The organism is Dactylosporangium sucinum (assembly GCF_014647515.1).
GTDB classification, from domain to species: domain Bacteria; phylum Actinomycetota; class Actinomycetes; order Mycobacteriales; family Micromonosporaceae; genus Dactylosporangium; species Dactylosporangium sucinum.
Genome location: NZ_BMPI01000002.1, coordinates 111,484 through 127,672 on the forward strand (window position 1 = coordinate 111,484; position 16,189 = coordinate 127,672).

The following is a 16,189-nucleotide window of genomic DNA, read 5'->3' on the forward strand; positions in this document are numbered from 1 at the left end:
CTGACGTGCGGCAGGCCGGCCAGCGAACGCAGCGAGCCGCCGCCGAAGTCGAGGCAGAAGAACTGGACCTGCCACGGGCTGTGGGTCAGCGCGAGCGAGCTGATGAGCGAGCGGACCGCGGTGCTCTTGCCGGACTGCGGGCCGCCGACCATCACCACGTTGCCGGCCGCGCCGTCGAGCTCGACCACGAGCGGGTCGCGGCGCTGCTCGAACGGCCGGTCGACGATGCCGATCGGCGCCGTGAGCCGGCCGGTGCCGGGCCAGCCGGTGGCGATGAGGCCGCGGTGCTCGTCCGGGCTCAGCGGGCCGAGCAGCTCGCCCAGCGTCGGCGGCTCGCCGAGCGGCGGCAGCCAGACCTGGTGGGCCGGGGCGCCGCGGCCGCGCAGCTTGCCGACGATGACGTCGAGCATGCTGATCGCGCGGCTGGTGTCGTCCGCGTCCGGCTCGGGCTCCGGCTCCACCGGCAGCTCCGGCATCGGGATGTGGTGGGTGCCGTAGGGCACGATCTGCATCCGGACCGTCGCCTGCGAGCGCGGCACGATGCCGCTCTCACGGTACGGCCCGGAGACGTAGGCGGCCCGGAACCGCGTCATCGTCGTCGTGTCGGTCTTCAGGTAGCCGTGGCCGGGCGCGTTGGGCAGCTCGTAGGCGTCGGGGACGCCGAGGACCACCCGGCTCTCCACGGCCGAGAACGTGCGCAGGCCGACCCGGTAGGACAGGTGGGTGTCGAGGCCGCGCAGCCGGCCCTCCTCCAGCCGCTGCGAGGCGAGCAGCAGGTGCACGCCGAGCGAGCGGCCGAGCCGGCCGATCGCCACGAACAGGTCGATGAACTCCGACTTCGCGGTCAGCAGCTCGCTGAACTCGTCGCAGATGATGAGCAGGCTCGGCAGCGGCTGCAGCGGCTCGCCGGCGAGGCGGGCCTTCTCGTACTCGAACCGCGACACGTAGTTGCCGGCCGCGCGCAGCAGCTCCTGCCGGCGCACCATCTCGCCGTTGAGGGCCGCCTGCATGCGGTCGACGAGCGGCAGCTCGTCGGACAGGTTGGTGATCACGGCGCTGGTGTGCGGCAGCACGTCGAGCGACGCGAACGTCGCGCCGCCCTTGAAGTCGACGAGCACGAAGTTGAGCTCTTCGGACGAGTGCGTGATGGCGAGCGAGATCACGATGGTGCGCAGCAGCTCCGACTTGCCGGAGCCGGTGGCGCCGATGATGAGCCCGTGCGGGCCCATGCCCTCCTGCGCCGCCTCCTTGAAGTCGAGGTCCACCGGGTTGCCGTCGGGGCCGACGCCGATCGGCACCCGCAGCTTCTCCCGGTTGGGCCGGGGCCGCCAGGTGAGCACCGGGTCGACCGCGGCGGCGTCGCCGACGCCGAGCAGGTCGGGCAGCTCGATGCTGCGGGCGAGCGGCTCCTCCGACGCCGTCTGCTGCGACAGCCGGAACGGCGCGAGCTGGCGGGCCAGGCCCTCGGCCGCGACCACGCTCATCGCGTCGGGGCGGCCCAGCGGCGTGACCCGCTTGCCCTGGTCGGCGGCGATCGCGTCGCGGGTCACCTGCAGCGCGAGCAGCCACCGGCCGGAGTCGCGCGGCACCGCGCCCGACAGGTCGATGACCGTCGTGCCCTGCAGGCCGACGCCGATGAGCTGGCAGGTCGGCGCGACCTCGCCCCCGTCGACGACCACGACCAGGTGCGGCGCGGTGGTCAGCGGCCGCTGCTCGGGCGCGAAGCGCGACCGGCTGTGCAGCTGCTCCTCGACGACCTCCTCGAGATCCGACATCGAGTCGAACATCAGCCGGACCGCGCCGGCGGCGTCGGTCTGCCGGTCGTGCTGCGCGTGCGGGAGCCACTTGACCCACTCCCACTCGCCCCGCCGCTCGGGCGCGGCGACGACGGCGATCTTCACGTCGTCGGGCGAGTGCAGCGCGGCGAGCTGGCAGAGCATCGAGCGGACCAGGTCGGTGACCGCGGCGCGGTCGCCGCCCGGGACGATCCGGCTGAACGAGCGCACCGACACCGCGATCGGCAGGTCGGGCACCGTCTGCCGGGCCCGGACGAACCGCCGCAGGGCGATCGCCGTCATCGGCTCCAGGTCCTCGACCGGCTTCGTCTCCGGCGGGATGATCGACACGGCGAGCCGCTGCGCGCCGAGCGCGACCCGGATCTGGCCGAAGTCGTCGTCGGTGATCCGCCGCTCCCAGCGCCGCCGCGACGCGGCGACCGACCACAGCACGTCGGGCGCCGGGTGCTGCCACAGCAGCGCGGAACGCTGCTGGGTGGCGGCGCGCCGGGCCTGGCGGCGGACCTGCGCGAGATACCGCATGTAGTCGCGCCGCTCGGCGTCGAGCTCGGCCTTCGAGTCGCCGCTGTTGTTGCCCATCGTGCCGACGGCCATGCCGATCATCGACACGCCGAAGAGGCCGCCGACGACCCACATCATCGGCCCGGCGCCGCGGCCCCCGCCGGTATACAGCAGGGCCATCGCGCCCACGCCGCAGATCATCGGCAGGATCATCAGCAACTGGCCGAAGCCCTTCGGCAGCCGCTCCGGAAGCTCCGGGGGCGACTCCAGCAGCAGCTCACCGCGGGGCAGCTGGGGCCCCGGGCGACGCGGTGGCCTGCGGAAGACGACGGTGCTCACGGGTCTCCTCCTGTGCGGCGCGGTGCCGGGGGCACCGCGTGGTTCGGCCATCGTATGTAGTCTGCGCAGGACGCGGTGCCCCGCATCCGGTTGGGCGGGGTCTCGCGGGGCCGATCGGCACGACCAACGGAGGGATCAGGACGTGGCCACTACGACCGGCGGGATGAGCCGGGTGACGATCGTCGCGCCGAAGACGCGGGTCGATCTCGCGCTGCCCTCCGACGTGCCACTGGCGGACCTGCTGCCCACCGTCCTGCGGTACGCCGGGGACGGTCTCGCCGACGATCCCGCGGGGCGCGACGGCTGGGTGCTGTCCCGCCTCGGCGGCGCGCCCCTGGCGATCGACCGCTCGCCGCTGCAGCTGGACGTCCAGGACGGCGAGATGCTGTACCTGCGGCCCCGCGGCAACGAGTTCACCGAGCCGATCTTCGACGACGTCGTCGACGCCGTCGCCACCGCCACCCAGGACCGGGCCGGCCGCTGGCGCCCCGCGTCGACCCGCCGGTTCGGGCTCACGGTCGGCGTGATCGCGCTGGCCCTCGGCGTGCTCATGGTGCTCTTCTCCGGCCCGCCCCAGCTGCCGTCGGCGCTCATCGGCCTGGGCCTCGCGGTCCTGCTCCTCGCCGTCAGCTCCGTGCTGTCCCGCGCCTTCCGCAACAGCCGCACCGGCGTGGTCTTCGGCGTCGTCGCGCTCGGTTACGCCGGGGTCGGCGGCCTGTTGCTGCTGGCCGGCGACCGCGGCCTGGCCGACCTCGATCCGTCCGACGCCCTCGTCGGCGGCGCCGCCCTGCTGCTCGCCTCGGCGATCGCGACGGCCGGCGTGGCCAGCGCGGTCGCGGTGTTCCTCGGCACCAGCCTGGCCGCGGTCGCGCTGTGCATCGGGGCGCTGATCTGCATGATCTGGGACGCGAGCCCCTCCTCGGCCGCTGCGATCGTCGCCGCGCTGGCCTTCGCCGCCCTGCCCGCGATGCCGATGCTGTCGTACCGCATGGCCGGCCTGCCGATCCCGTCGGTCCCCACCGACGCGGCCGACCTCAAGACCGACACCGAGATGGTCGCCGGCCGCCAGGTGCTCGCCCTGAGCGAGCGCGCCGACGAGTTCCTGGCCGGCATGCTCGGCGCCCTGGCCGTGATCGGCGGCCTCGGCTCGGTCATCGCCGCGATCGACGGCGGCGTGCCCGGCGCCTGCCTGGCCGCGGTGTTCGGCCTGGTGATGGTGGCGCGCGCCCGCTGGTTCATCAGCCGCCGCCAGCGCATCCCGCTGCTCGTCTCGGGCCTGATCGCCCTGGCGGTGGTCGGCGTGGGTGCGTATGCGAGCGCCGACCAGGTCCTCCGCCTCGCCGTCGGCGTCCCCGCCACCCTGGCCGTCGCCGCCGGCGTGATCGCCTACGCGATGGCGGGCTCGCAGAAGCGCCCGTCGCCGATGTGGGGCCGGACGCTGGACATCTTCGAGACGGTCCTGATCCTTGCGATCATCCCGCTCGCGTTCTGGGTCGCCGGGCTGTACGGCTGGATCCGCACCCTCCGCGAGGGCTGACCCGCGCGGCCGCGTCGACCGCCAACCGCCGACGCCCGCGACCGCGATCCGCACTGCCACGCTCGTGCGGGTCCACCACCTGGCCAAACGACGCTGGTCGATCTACCCTCGTTCCGATCTCCATGGACGAGGGTAGATCGACCAGCGTCTCTGCGGATGCCGTCGGCAAAGCGCCGACGCGAGCAGGGGCCGCCCCGACGCGGCAGGACGCAGCCCGGACCAGCACCCCGAGCCCGGACCAGCACCCCGAGCCCGAGCCGGAGCCCCGGCCCCGGGCCGGCGGCCTCAGGCGCGGCGGCGGCGCAGCGTCAGGAACAGGATGCCGGCCACCACCAGCAGCAGGCACACGCCGCCGCCGGCGATCGCCGCCAGCCGGATCGCCGGGGCCAGGCCGTCGTCGTCCGCCGCCGGGGCGGCCGAGGCGGCCTGGCCGGACGAGCGCGCCGACTGCAGCAGCGGGTTGGCCGCCACCGGGGCCACGTCGGCGGTGAGGGCCTTGACCAGGTTGAGGCGGCCGTAGCCGTACTGCGGGTCGCGGCCGGGCGCGCCCGCGTCGTCGGCCGTGCTGATCAGGCGCTGGATGACGTCCTTGGCCGGCAGGTCCGGGTACTTCGCCCGGATCAGCGCCGCCGCGCCCGACACGACCGCCGTGGAGTTGCTCGTGCCGTCCGTCGACTCGTAGTACCCGACCACGCGCCCGCCGCCGGCGGCGGACACGGACGGGATCGCCACGCCCGGGGCCGAGAGGACCACCTCGGGGCCGGTGATCGCGCCGCTCCAGGCGTTGCCGTTGCGGTCGTGGGCGGTCACCGCCACGACGCCGGGGATGCTGGCCGGCTGGATCACGCCGCTGCCCGCCGCGAACTGCGCGACGTTGCCGCTGCCGGCGACGACCACGACGTCGTGGTCCAGCGCGTACTGGACCGCCTCCGGGCCGCCCGCCTCCAGCTTGCCGCCCTCCGAGATATTGATCACTTTCGCGCCGTGGTCGACGGCCCAGCGGATGCCCTCGGGGATGTTGGTCTTGCCCATGCCCTTGCTGCCGGTCGAGGTGCGCACGGAGAGCACCTTCGCCTTCGGGGCGATGCCCAGCAGGTGGTCGGCGTTGCCGCCCTTGGCGACGATGATGCCGGCCATGCTGGAGCCGTGGCCGGCATTGTCGGTGAGGCTGGTGCCCTCGCCGGGGGCGAGCGACACCCCGTCGAGGATCTGGCCGTCGACGTCGGGGTGCTTGCCGACGCCGGTGTCGAGCACGGCCACGACCACGCCGGCACCCTGCGTGATCTTGTGCGCGGCCGCGACGTCGAGGGTCTTGAGATACCACTGCCGGTCACGGCGCGTCTCCGCCGAGGCGGACGGCGCGGCCACGACCGGGACGAGCCCGGCGGCCACGACCGCGACGATGGTGGTGGCCAGCCGAAGCGCTCTCATCCGTCCTCCGTGAGACTTTCCTACTGGGGTGCGCCGAAGAGTCCGTGCTCGACCTGTGTGATCGCCATCCGGAGATACCGCCACTCGCCCTCCTGATAGACCACGAGGCCGTCGGGCGGCGTGGCCTGCAGCGTCGCGGCCTGCAGGGCGTCGAGGCGCATGAGCGCCGCCGCCGCGGCGAGCTGCCGCTCGGTGAGCCGGCGCAGGATCACGACGTCGGCCTCGAGCAGGGACTGCTGGACATACTCGCCCAGCCAGCCGGCGACGGTCACCAGCGCCTGCCAGGGGCCCAGGGCCGGGATGCTGAGCGGGTGCCGCTCGGCGACGAAGAGCACCGGCGCGGCGACCGAGCTGGGCAGCTCCACCGCCTGGTAGGCCGGGGCGACGTGGAACAGGTCGGGGCGGCCGGTGACCGACTCGCCGAAGCCGGCCCACATCGCCGGGTCGGGCGTGTTGACCACGACGCGGGCGCCGACCGCCATCGCGCGCAGCATGAGCAGCCGCTCGACCCAGCCGCGGTCGATGAGCAGCACGCGGGTCGGCCGGGGCCGGAAGAGCTGCAGCGTGACCGGGCTCTGGTGCTGGTCGAAGCCGAGGATCACGCCGGCGGGCTCGCTGCCCAGCGTGATCCCGCCGATGGCCTGCTGGGTGCCGGTGAACTCCAGCGCCGTGCGTCGTCTCACAGGGTCCCCCCGCCCGTCGGCGCCGAACCGTACACGCCCGGCTGGTGCTGCCCGTGCAGCGGCCGCAGCCGCACGCCGAGCGTCCGGGTCGACTCGCGGACCGTCTGCACCGCGGCGGTGAGCCGGTCCGGCGCGGCCATGACCCGCACGATCGTGCGCAGCCGCAGCTCGGCGCCGCGCCGGGCGGCGACGACCGAGACCACGAGCTGCTCGGCCGGCACGCCGGCCAGCGCCTGCACGGCGGCCGGGTCGAACGCGTCGGGCCACCGCTCGACCTCGTAGGCGACGTGCTGGCGGCCGGCGGCGACCCAGCCGCGCCACCGCTCCCGCGCGGTCACCGGCGTGCCGGGCCGGGCGCCGTCGAGGCCGCAGGCGGCGTGCACGGCCTGGTTGAGCGCGTGGGCGTCGAGCACCTCGTAGGGCACGCCGGCGGTGTTGAGCGCCTTGCCGAGCCGGCCCGCCATCGCGGCGAGCGTCCGGTTGACCCCGTCCATGCCGCCGCCCCGGTCGGCGGACGCCTCGAGCGCGTCGGAGGCGGTGAGCCGCAGCGCGACCCAGGTCTGCTGGGTCGCCGGGCCGGTCTGCCGGCCGGTGACCATGCCGAGCAGCTCGCGGTAGGAGTGGGCGGCGGGACTGTTCGGCAGGGGGCCGGTGGCCGGTGCGACGGTGCGGAAGCTCACCAGCTGCACCGCCGACGGGCGGGCGGTGCCCTCGTCGAGCAGCCGCAGCAGCCGGTCGAGCCGCAGGCTGTGCCTCTCGTGGCCGATCGCGTCGCCGGCGCCGCCGATCGCGACGGCGATGAACCAGCCCTCCCGGTCCTGGCCGATGCCGATCTGGCTGCCCCGGTCGTCGTAGCCGTAGACCTGGAACCCCGGCGCGAGCAGCCCGCGGGCGCCGGCCCGCCGCCGGCGGCGCATCGCCGAGCGCAGGCCGAGCGACTGGTAGGCCCAGCGACCGCCGGACCGGCTGAGGCCCGCGGCGATCGCGCCCGCGGCGATCACGGCGCCGGCGCCGATCGCGGCCGGCGTGGCGGCGAACGCGGCGGCGCCCAGGGCGACACCGGCGATCTCGATCGCCACGAGCTGCGCGGTGCCGAACTCGCCGGGCCCGCCGGGCGCCGGGCGCAGTCGCCGGGCGACCACCGCGCGGTTGCGGGCGGGTGCCGGAGCGGACGGCCTGCCGGCCGTCACGGGGACGCCGCCCCGAGTCGTTGCCGATGCCACCTGTTCCCCGCGCTCCCTCCGCCGCGTCGCGCCCGGTGGGGGTTCCGGCCGGGCCGAGGCGCCCACAGTGTACGGGCGAAGCGGCGCTCGCGCGGTCCGCGGTGCTCGCCACCGGCCGGAACCCGCTACGATCCCCACTCGGACCACGACGGGCGTCGACGGGGAGGCAATGCGATGGTCGCTCGGTACGAACAGGTGCGGGCGTACCGGTTCGTCACGCGGCGCATCGTATCGGCCATGCTGTCCGGCGAGCCGGAGAGCAACGAGCTGCCGGTGCGCCGCCTCGCGATGTCCATCTTCGGCAGCGTCATCGTCGGCGCGATCGTGCTCGCGGTGGTCGGCGTCTACGGGTTCATCAACCCGTCGGGCGGCTCGCCCGACGAGAACGACATCGTGATCGAGCGGGAGAGCGGCGCGCGGTTCGTCTTCGTCGAGGGCACGCTGCACCCGGTGCTCAACTTCACCTCGGCCCGCCTCATCGTCGGCAGCGGCGCCCCCAGGGTCCGCACGATGTCGCACAAGTCGCTGTCGAAGCTGCCGGTCGGCCTCCCGGTCGGCATCCAGAACGTGCCCGACCCGCCGCCGCCGAGCGGCGCCCTCGTCGGCCTGCCGTGGAGCGTCTGCGGGGTCCGCGTGACGGGTGCCGCGCCGGCCGCGACCCGGCTGGAGATCGGGCGCACCCCGGCCGGCGGCGTCGCCCTGGGTGAGCAGGCCGTGCTCGTCTCGACCTCGTCGTCCGGGGATCTCCCGATGTACCTGCTGTGGCACGACCGCCGGCTGCGGATCACCGAGCGGACCGTGCTGACCGCGCTGGAGCTGGCCTCGGTCACCCCGCTGCGGGTCAACACCGCCCTGCTCAACAGCATCACCGCCGGGCCCGACCTGGCCGCCCTGAAGCTGCCGGGCGCCGGCCAGCCCAGCGCACGGAAGGTCAACGGGCAGACCGCCGACGTCGGCTCGGTGTACCGCTCGGGCCAGCAGTACTACGTGCTCACCAACGGCGGCCTGGCCACCATCGGCGCGGTCAGCGCCGCGCTGCTGCTGGCCAACGGCGCCGAGCCGGTGGAGATCACCGCCGCGCAGGCCGCGCAGGCGCTGAGCACCGGCGCCGTCGTCGAGCCCGACGGCTTCCCGCAGGCCCGGCCGCAGGCCCGCACCGACGTCGCCGACTCGACCCTCTGCGCGCAGTACACCGCCGCCGTCGCGCAGGGCGGCCGGCAGCAGGTGACCCTGGCCGTCTACGGGCCGGCGGCGGAGCAGCTGACCCTCGACCCGGACCGGACGACCAGCCAGACCTCGGGCGCCCAGCAGGTGTCGGTGCCGCAGGGGGGCGGCGCGCTGGTGCGTGCCCTGCCGGCGCCGGACGCGGACGCGAGCAGCGCCGGCGGGACCGTCTACCTGGTGAGCGATCAGGGCATCCGATACGCGCTGCAGGACAGCGAGAACGTCAAGGCGATGGTGGCGCTGGGCTACGAGGGGGTCGCGCCGGTCGGCGTGCCGGCCTCCCTGCTCGCGCTGATCCCGCAGGGGCCGGCGCTCGACCCGGCCGCGGCCCGGTCGTTCGCGACCGCGCGGCCGGCCGGCACCGGCTCGTCCACGCCGTCCGCGAAGCCGACGAGCACCTCGTCGGCGAAGGCGACGCAGAGCCCGACGGCGTCGAAGCCGCCGAGCAAGCCGCCGTCGAGTCCGAACCCCTCGTCGTCGCGGCGGCGGGCCACGCCGGGGCGGCGGCGATCGGGTAGGGTCGATCGAACTGGCGCAGACCAAGTACCCTGATAGGACGTCGTACAGAGCAGCATCGATGGTTTGGACCGAGACGGGGATCTGATGGGCGACGGCAACAGCAGAGTCGATCTCCTCACTCTGGAGGAGTTCCGCACGCGGCTGGACAGCCGCCTCACCGACGCCAAGGCGCTGGTGACGAAGCTCGACGGGATGAAGAAACCCCAGCTGGGCACCTTCACCGACGCGCAGACGATCGGCAACAACTACGACAGCGTGCACTCCCAGCACCTGGCGCGGGCGAAGCGGCTGGTCGCGGCGATCGAGGCGGCGCAGAAGGCCACCGACGACATCATGCGGAACTATCACACGACCGAGAGCCGCAACACGGCGAACCAGGCCGACATCCGCAACCTGCTCGGTGACGTCACGGTGAAGCTGGGGGGCTCCGATGGGCAATGAGTACACGCCGCACTACGCGGGCAAGAGCCACCAGCAGCTCTGGAACGAGCTCATGGCCGGCGACCCCAAGCAGGTCGACGGGGTGTCCGCCGAGTGGTCCAAGCTGGAGTCCGACACCCGGCACATCGCCGGCGAGATCGACAAGGACCTCGCCAAGCTGGACTGGAAGGGCGACGCGGGCCGGGAGTATCAGTACCGTCTGGGCCTCGTGAGCGGCTACTCGACGAAGCTCGCCGACGACCACGCGACGGTCCGCTCCGCGCTCGACGGCATGAGCGTCTCCCTGCGCACCGCGCAGGAGAACGCCGACGACCCCGAGGACACCGACGACAACGCCAGCATGGTCGGCGGCGTCGTCATCGGCGGCCTGAGCGGCGGCCTCACCGGCGCCGTCGTCGGCGGCTTCCTCGGCCACCAGCGCGACGAGCAGCAGAAGAAGGAAGCTCACGCGCGGATGGTCCAGCTGATGTCGAACCTCGCGGCCGACTACGGCGTCCAGGACAGCTCGGTGACGATCCCGACCGCGCCACCGACCGAGCTGCCCGGCGGCGACGTCGGCGCCGACGCCGACCCGAAGAAGGGCCCCCGCGGCAGCTCGCCGCACACCGTCCCGGGCACGCACAAGCCGGGCACCGACCAGACCCACGACACCGGCACGTTCGTGCCCGTGTCGACGGTCGGGCCGACCGGCACCGGCGAGGACCCGCCCGGCACCCAGCTGACCGGCGCCGACACCGGCATCATCGGCGCGGGCGTGATCGCCGCGGGCGGCGCGCTCACCGGCCAGCTCGTCACGCTCACCGGCGGGACCGGCCCGGGCCTCGGCCCGACCACCGCCCTCGCCGGCGGCGTGCCGGCGGGCGGCCTGCTCGGCGGCACGGGCGGTGGCGGCGGCACGGGCGTGACCGGCGCGCGTCCCGGCTCGGAGACGAGCCTGCAGAGCAACGCCGGCCGCTCCGGCGCGGTCGCTCCCGGCGCCGAGCGCGGCCCGGCGGCGACCCGCGGCGGCGGCCTGTTCGGCAACAACGGCCAGCGCGGCGCCGGCGGCCCGATGGCGCGCACCGGTTCGGGCGAGGACGAGGACGAGGAGCGCTACGACACCTGGCTCACCGAGGACGACATGGTGTGGAGCGACGACGAGAACGCCCCACCCCCGGTCCTGGGCGGCGGCGGCCAGTCCGAGCCCCCGGCCGGCGGCCGCTGAGCCCCGTTCCGACCAGCACACGGGCGGCGCCCGGGAACGACTTCCCGGGCGCCGCTGCCTGTCCGCGCCCGCACGTCGGGGGCGGTCCCGAGTCGCGGCAGGCGACGGCGAACCTCGCCGGCGTCGAGACGTCACTCAGGGCAGCACCGCCAGGGGACGGACCGGGGCGCCCGTCGCGCCGACGATCGGGAGCGGGTTGAGGACCAGCAGGCACTCGGTGGCGCCGGTGTCCAGCAGCGGGGCGAGGCGCATGGTCTCCACGATGTGGATGCCGCGCTCGACGAGCAGCAGCCGGTGCACGGGCAGCACGGCGTGGCCGGCGCCCGGCGGGATGCACTCGAACGCGATCGTCTCCCCGCCGGCGATCGCGGCGCCCCGCTCCACGAGCCACCCGGCGGCCTCGACGCCGGGGCCGGGGCAGCCGGCGCGGTGGCCGACGAACGCCTCGGGCTCGTCCCAGCGGCGCGACCAGCCGGTGCCGATGAGCACCGCGTCGCCGGGCCGCACCTCGGCGTCGCAGGCGGCGAGGTCCGCCGCGGTGATCTCGTACCCCGGAGGCAGCGACGGCACGCCGTGCAGCCGGGCGACGTCGAAGACCGCCGCTCGCCCGACATAGACACCGAACGTCTCGATGCCGAGCGCGGTGAAGCCGAGATGCCCCTGCACGGAGAGGGCCTCGACCCCGCCGTGCAGATAGCCGTCCTGCGACACGTGGGCGAGCGCGTCGACGTGGGTGCCGACATGGCCGCCGGTGACGATGAGCTCGTTGGCCGCCGAGCCGCCGTCGGGGCGCATGACATCGCCGTGGCGGCGCTCGATCGCCATCCGGAACGGCGGGTGGTTCGGCGACTGGGGCATGCCCCGGCGCATCGGCTGCGCCAGGTCGAGCACCCGCGTCCCGGCGAGCGGGTCCCACACCATCAGATCACCCCGTCGGCGCGCAGGGCGGCGAGCGACCCCGGTAGGTGTCGTCGTTGTGCGCGCCGGGCGGCGGTCCCGTCCAGCGGTGTCACGAGGCGTTGCCCCAGCGTCATGACACTGACGCTAGGCAGCGCGCGACACCGGCGTCAAGGACTTGTTTCGCACAGCGAATCAGTGTTTCCATAATTCCATGGGCTGGTGGATCCTGCTGCACATCGTGCTGTTCGTGTTCTGGCTCGGCGGCGACCTGGGGGTCTTCTACTCCAGCCGGTTCGTGCTGCGGCCGGACCTGCCGCCGGTGGCGCGGAGCACCGCGCTGAAGATCATGGGTGGCCTGGACCTGGGCCCGAAGATCTGCCTGGTGCTGTTCCTGCCCAGCGGGGTCACGCTGATGTCGCTCGACCCGCACGGCGCGCAGCTGTCCGGGTTCCAGCTGTTCCACTGGTGGACGGTGGCGCCGGTGTGGCTGTTCGCGGCCGGCTGGCTCGCGCTCACCGTCGCCGACCACCACGCCCCCGGGAAACACCCACTCGTGCGCAGGGCGGACTGGGCGATCCGGATCGTGCTCGTCCTCGCGCTGTACGGCCTGGCCGGGTACACGATCGCCGCCGAGCGCCCGTTCGGGGTCACCACGAACCCGGACTGGCTCGGCGGCAAGGTCGCCCTCTACGCCACGGCGATCGCGTGCGGCCTCGGCATCCGGCTCACCCTGCGCGGCTTCGGGGCACCCTACGGCGCGCTGCTGACGACCGGCTCGACCCCGGAGGTCGAGCGGGCGCTGCGGCGCGCCGTCGACGGCTGCCTGCCCTACGTGTGGGGCATCTGGCTGTCGGTGCTCGCCGCGGCCGCCCTGGGCGTGCTGAAGCCCGGCATGATCGGTTAGCACCGGCCCGGTCGTCGGTCCGGTCGCCGGTCCGGTCAGCTCGGGGCGTAGCCGAGGTGGGCGGAGACGCGGCCCGCGGCGGCGAGCAGGGTGTCGGCGCACTCCGACATCCGCGGCTTGAACCGCGACAGCGGCCCCGCGAGGGACAGCACGGCGATGACGTGGCCGTCGTGGTCGAACACCGGGGCCGCGATCGAGGCCGCGCCGATCTTCCGCTCGCCGAGCGAGGTCGCGTAGCCGCGGCGCTGGATGGCCGCGATCTCCAGCCGCAGGGCCTTGGCGTCGACGATGGTCTTGTCGGTGACCGGCTCCAGTTCGGCGTGCTGATCCAGGTAGTACTCGATCTCGTCGGCGCCCAGGAAGGCCAGGAACGCCTTCGAGGACGCGCCGGCGTGCAGCGGGTAGGGCGTGCCGAGCTGCACCTCCAGCCGTAGCTCCTGCTCCGGCACGACCTGGTCGGCGTAGAGCCGCATGTCGCCGCGCCGGATGGACAGCGTCGCCGTCTCACCGGTCTCGGCGGACAACCCGCGCAGCTCCGGCGCCGCGATCGCGCGCAGGTCGGTGCGGGCCAGGTAGGCCCGGCCGAGCGCGACGGCCGCGTGCCCGAGCGCGTAGCGCCGGGTGGTCGGGTCGACCGCGACCAGGTCGCGGTTGCGCAGGGCGGTGAGGATGCGGTGGACGGCCGCCTTGGTGAGCCCGAGCTCGGCGGCGATCTCGGTGACGCCCAGGTCGGGCCGGCCGACCCGGCCGAAGAGCAGCAACACGTCCATGGCCCGCTCGACGGCCGCGATGGAGCGGCTGGCCGAGCCGTCGGCGTTGTCGCTGGCGGGCGTCGCGGCGGCTGACGTAGTGGTTGGCACCCCAGGAGTCTAGGCCGTCGATTTCCCCATGGGAAACGCTGTCGCAACTCTCGTTGACAGCCGATCGCGACCGTCGTTACCGTAGGCGGTACGGCGTTTCGCTTAGTGAAACAGGGTGGCCCGAGTGACGATCGATCACGACACGTTCCGCTCGGTGCTCGCGCAGTGGCCGAGCGGGGTCAGCGTGGTCACCACGGCGGTCCCCGACGGCTGGCACGGGATGACCGCCAGCTCGTTCTCCAGCGTGAGCCTCGACCCGCCGCTCATCCTGGTGTGCCTCAACCGCCGGATCCACACGCATCGGCTCATCGAGACGAGCGGGGTGTTCGCGGTGAGCATCCTGGCCAAGGACCAGACGATGATCGGGCGCCGGTTCGCCGGACAGGAGGCGGGCGTCACCGACCGTTTCGCGGGCAGCCCGTGGCAGACCCGGGTCACCGGAGCGCCGGTGCTCACCGACGCGGTCGGCTGGATGGACTGCCGGGTCGTACACGCCCACGAGGGCGGCGACCACACCATCTTCGTCGGCCACGTGGTGGCCGCCTCGACCGAACGGGTCGTCGCCCCGCTGCTGTTCCACTCGCGCGCCTGGGGCCAGCTCGCCGACGTCCTGCCGGAGGAGGTGACGGTCGCCGACAGCGGGCTGCTGCCGGCGCTGCGCTCGCACGTCGTCGCCGAGAACGCCGCCGCCGAGCTGGCCACCGCGCTGCGCGCCGCCGGCGTGCGGGTCCGGGTCCGCGACCCGCACGGCGGGCTGGTCACCACCGGCGACCCGGCGACCGCCGCCGCGCTCGTCGACTCGCCGGACGAGGTGGCCGACGCGGCCCTCGGCGGCGCCGGCGTGCTCGAGGTGCCGGTCGGGGAGCCGACGCTCGCCAAGCGCATCCTCGACGAGGCCCGCCGCTACGACATGCGGGTCACCTGCTGGCTGCCCGACGCGTTCGTGCCGGACCGCGCGAGCGCGGTCCTGGCGGCCGTCGACGCGCTCGCCGGCCTCGGCTGCGACGAGATCGGCCTCGACGAGGGCGCCCACGCGGCCTCGCCGCGCCAGGTCCGCGCGCTGCTGCAGGACGCGACCGTGCGGTCCCGGCCGGTGCCGCTGCGGGTGCGCCTGCGCGACCGGCACGGCCTCGGCCTCGTCAACGCGCTCACCGCGATGAAGAGCGGCGTGCGCCACTTCGACGCCACCCTGGGCGGCCTCGACGGCGCGCTCGCCTGCGAGGACGTGCTCTTCCTGGCCGACCGGCTCGGCGTGGCCTGCGGCTCGCCGCGCGCCGCGCTCGTCGGCGCCGCCGCCTCGCTCGAACAGCACCTGGGCGGCGCGCTGCCCGGCCGCACCTACCGCGTACTTCCATGAAGGGACATCCATGGCACTCCTCGATTCGATGACCGACGCCGAGCGCGACCGCGCCGAGCGGGTCGCCGCGGTCCTGCCCGCCCTGCGCGCGCAGGCCGCGCCGGCCGACGCGGAGGGCCGGTTCCCGGTCGAGCACGTGGCCCGGCTGCGCGACGCGGGGCTGCTCGGCCTGGTCGTGCCGGAGGAGTACGGCGGGCTCGGCGGCACGCTGCGCGACCTGGCCGCGGCCACGTACTCGATGGGCACCGCCTGCGCGTCGACCGCCCTCGCCTTCTTCTTCCACAACACCAGCGCCTCCCGCGGGCTGCTGCCCCTGGAGGCGATCAAGGCCGGCCTGTTCGAGGCCGACGAGATCCCCACCGTGCAGGCGTTCGCCGAGAAGGTGCTCACCCGCATGGCCGGCGGCGTCTGGCTGGCCAACTTCGCCAGCGAGTCGGTGAAGAGCGCCGCGGCGAACATCTCGATCAGCACCACGGCGACCCGGGTCGACGGCGGCTGGCTGCTCAACGGCGAGAAGTCGTTCGGCTGCGCCACCGGCGTCGCCGACTACTACCTCACCACCGCCCGGCTCGACGGCACCGACACCGCCGCCGGGCTGGCCACGTTCTTCGTGCCGCGCGACGCCGCGGGCGTCGGCGAGCGCCCGACCTGGGACGCGCTGGGCATGCGGGCCACCGCCAACCAGGGCATCACGCTCAAGGACGTGTTCATCCCGGCCGACGAGGCGCTCACCGTCCCCGGCGCGTTCGTGCGGATGCTCCAGGTGAGCCGCGGCTCGTTCGTCGGCAACCAGCTGGCGATCTCCGCCGTGTACCTCGGCGCCGCCCAGTCCGCCTACGACGCCGCGCTGGCCGCGACGACCGGCAAGACGTTCGCCGACACCGGCCGGCCCGTCGCCAGCAGCCCGATGCACCAGGTACTTTTCGGCGACATGACCGAACGCCTGGAGACCGCGTACCTCTGGATCCGCCGGCAGCTGGAGCTGGAGACGTCGGAACCGCCGCTGCGGACCAAGGACGAGGTGTTCCGCCAGTGGCGGATGGCCAAGGGGTCGATCACCGAGGCCTGCTTCGACGTCGCCGTGGGCGCGCTGAAGTGCACGGGCACCAGCGGTACCGCCAACTCGGGCGTCATCGCGAGGGCCGTGCGGGACATCGCCATGTCCCTGGTCATGACGTTCCCGGCGGAGCGCGGGCGGCTCGAAGCGGCCAACCTGGTCACGACCGGCGCCGAGAACGCGCTGTTCGCCAACCTGGCGAAGGACGCCTGA

Annotated in this window: 13 protein-coding genes; 7 read left to right on the forward strand and 6 right to left on the reverse strand. The window is 74.3% G+C overall.

Features of this window, described 5'->3' with window-relative positions; translation table 11 throughout:
* A partial coding sequence (gene eccCa / locus IEZ31_RS01655) for a type VII secretion protein EccCa (protein ID WP_229833967.1) occupies positions 1 to 2,636 on the reverse strand: 2,636 nt, incomplete at its 3' end.
* Positions 2,637 to 2,778: 142 nt separating this feature from the next.
* Here eccCa and eccD point away from each other — a divergent pair.
* Positions 2,779 to 4,173 carry a type VII secretion integral membrane protein EccD gene (gene eccD / locus IEZ31_RS01660; RefSeq protein WP_229833969.1) on the forward strand — a complete coding sequence of 465 codons (1,395 nt, stop codon included), beginning with the start codon at positions 2,779 to 2,781 and terminating at the stop codon, positions 4,171 to 4,173.
* A gap of 285 nt (positions 4,174 to 4,458) precedes the next feature.
* Here eccD and IEZ31_RS01665 read toward each other — a convergent pair whose 3' ends face one another.
* Genes IEZ31_RS01665 through eccE form a run of 3 tightly spaced genes read right to left on the reverse strand, consistent with a single transcriptional unit; the run spans position 4,459 to position 7,477 of the window.
* On the reverse strand, positions 4,459 to 5,604 hold the full coding sequence (locus IEZ31_RS01665) for a S8 family serine peptidase (RefSeq protein ID WP_190247880.1): 1,146 nt from the start codon (positions 5,602 to 5,604) through the stop codon (positions 4,459 to 4,461).
* Positions 5,605 to 5,624: 20 nt separating this feature from the next.
* Positions 5,625 to 6,287 (reverse strand): hypothetical protein, encoded by a 663-nt coding sequence (locus tag IEZ31_RS01670; protein ID WP_190247881.1) that lies wholly within the window; start codon positions 6,285 to 6,287, stop codon positions 5,625 to 5,627.
* A complete protein-coding gene (eccE, locus tag IEZ31_RS01675) occupies positions 6,284 to 7,477 on the reverse strand; it encodes a type VII secretion protein EccE (RefSeq protein WP_190247882.1) in 1,194 nt (397 codons plus the stop codon). The genes IEZ31_RS01670 and eccE overlap by 4 nt, the downstream gene beginning before the upstream one ends.
* Positions 7,478 to 7,684: 207 nt before the next feature.
* On the opposite strand from eccE, the gene eccB reads away from it, so the two are divergent.
* Genes eccB through IEZ31_RS58115 form a run of 3 tightly spaced genes read left to right on the forward strand, consistent with a single transcriptional unit; the run spans position 7,685 to position 10,898 of the window.
* Positions 7,685 to 9,286, forward strand: a complete 1,602-nt coding sequence (gene eccB / locus IEZ31_RS01680; RefSeq protein WP_190247883.1) for a type VII secretion protein EccB — start codon at positions 7,685 to 7,687, stop codon at positions 9,284 to 9,286.
* Positions 9,287 to 9,337: 51 nt separating this feature from the next.
* Positions 9,338 to 9,694: a DUF2563 family protein gene (locus tag IEZ31_RS01685; protein WP_190247884.1), complete on the forward strand. Its 357-nt coding sequence runs from the start codon at positions 9,338 to 9,340 to the stop codon at positions 9,692 to 9,694.
* Positions 9,684 to 10,898: a WXG100 family type VII secretion target gene (locus IEZ31_RS58115; protein WP_190247885.1), complete on the forward strand. Its 1,215-nt coding sequence runs from the start codon at positions 9,684 to 9,686 to the stop codon at positions 10,896 to 10,898. The genes IEZ31_RS01685 and IEZ31_RS58115 overlap by 11 nt, the downstream gene beginning before the upstream one ends.
* Positions 10,899 to 11,033: 135 nt before the next feature.
* Here IEZ31_RS58115 and IEZ31_RS01695 read toward each other — a convergent pair whose 3' ends face one another.
* Positions 11,034 to 11,819, reverse strand: coding sequence for a cyclase family protein (locus IEZ31_RS01695; protein WP_190247886.1), 786 nt, complete (start codon positions 11,817 to 11,819; stop codon positions 11,034 to 11,036).
* A gap of 190 nt (positions 11,820 to 12,009) precedes the next feature.
* On the opposite strand from IEZ31_RS01695, the gene IEZ31_RS01700 reads away from it, so the two are divergent.
* On the forward strand, positions 12,010 to 12,702 hold the full coding sequence (locus IEZ31_RS01700; protein WP_190247887.1) for a hypothetical protein: 693 nt from the start codon (positions 12,010 to 12,012) through the stop codon (positions 12,700 to 12,702).
* A 35-nt stretch (positions 12,703 to 12,737) separates the two neighbouring features.
* On the opposite strand, the gene IEZ31_RS01705 is transcribed toward IEZ31_RS01700, so the two are convergent.
* Positions 12,738 to 13,562, reverse strand: coding sequence for an IclR family transcriptional regulator (locus IEZ31_RS01705; RefSeq protein ID WP_229833971.1), 825 nt, complete (start codon positions 13,560 to 13,562; stop codon positions 12,738 to 12,740).
* A gap of 124 nt (positions 13,563 to 13,686) precedes the next feature.
* On the opposite strand from IEZ31_RS01705, the gene IEZ31_RS01710 reads away from it, so the two are divergent.
* Positions 13,687 to 14,919 carry a flavin reductase gene (locus tag IEZ31_RS01710; protein WP_190247888.1) on the forward strand — a complete coding sequence of 411 codons (1,233 nt, stop codon included), beginning with the start codon at positions 13,687 to 13,689 and terminating at the stop codon, positions 14,917 to 14,919.
* A 10-nt stretch (positions 14,920 to 14,929) separates the two neighbouring features.
* A complete protein-coding gene (locus IEZ31_RS01715) occupies positions 14,930 to 16,189 on the forward strand; it encodes an acyl-CoA dehydrogenase family protein (protein WP_229833973.1) in 1,260 nt (419 codons plus the stop codon).

Excerpts from the sequence above, each read along its gene's own strand:
- IEZ31_RS01665 (WP_190247880.1), bottom strand. The coding sequence starts at position 5,604 with ATGAGAGCGCTTCGGCTGGCCACCACCATCGTCGCGGTCGTGGCCGCC.
- eccB (WP_190247883.1), top strand. The coding sequence starts at position 7,685 with ATGGTCGCTCGGTACGAACAGGTGCGGGCGTACCGGTTCGTCACGCGG.
- IEZ31_RS01685 (WP_190247884.1), top strand. The coding sequence starts at position 9,338 with ATGGGCGACGGCAACAGCAGAGTCGATCTCCTCACTCTGGAGGAGTTC.
- IEZ31_RS58115 (WP_190247885.1), top strand. The coding sequence starts at position 9,684 with ATGGGCAATGAGTACACGCCGCACTACGCGGGCAAGAGCCACCAGCAG.
- IEZ31_RS01695 (WP_190247886.1), bottom strand. The coding sequence starts at position 11,819 with ATGGTGTGGGACCCGCTCGCCGGGACGCGGGTGCTCGACCTGGCGCAG.
- IEZ31_RS01700 (WP_190247887.1), top strand. The coding sequence starts at position 12,010 with ATGGGCTGGTGGATCCTGCTGCACATCGTGCTGTTCGTGTTCTGGCTC.
- IEZ31_RS01715 (WP_229833973.1), top strand. The coding sequence starts at position 14,930 with ATGGCACTCCTCGATTCGATGACCGACGCCGAGCGCGACCGCGCCGAG.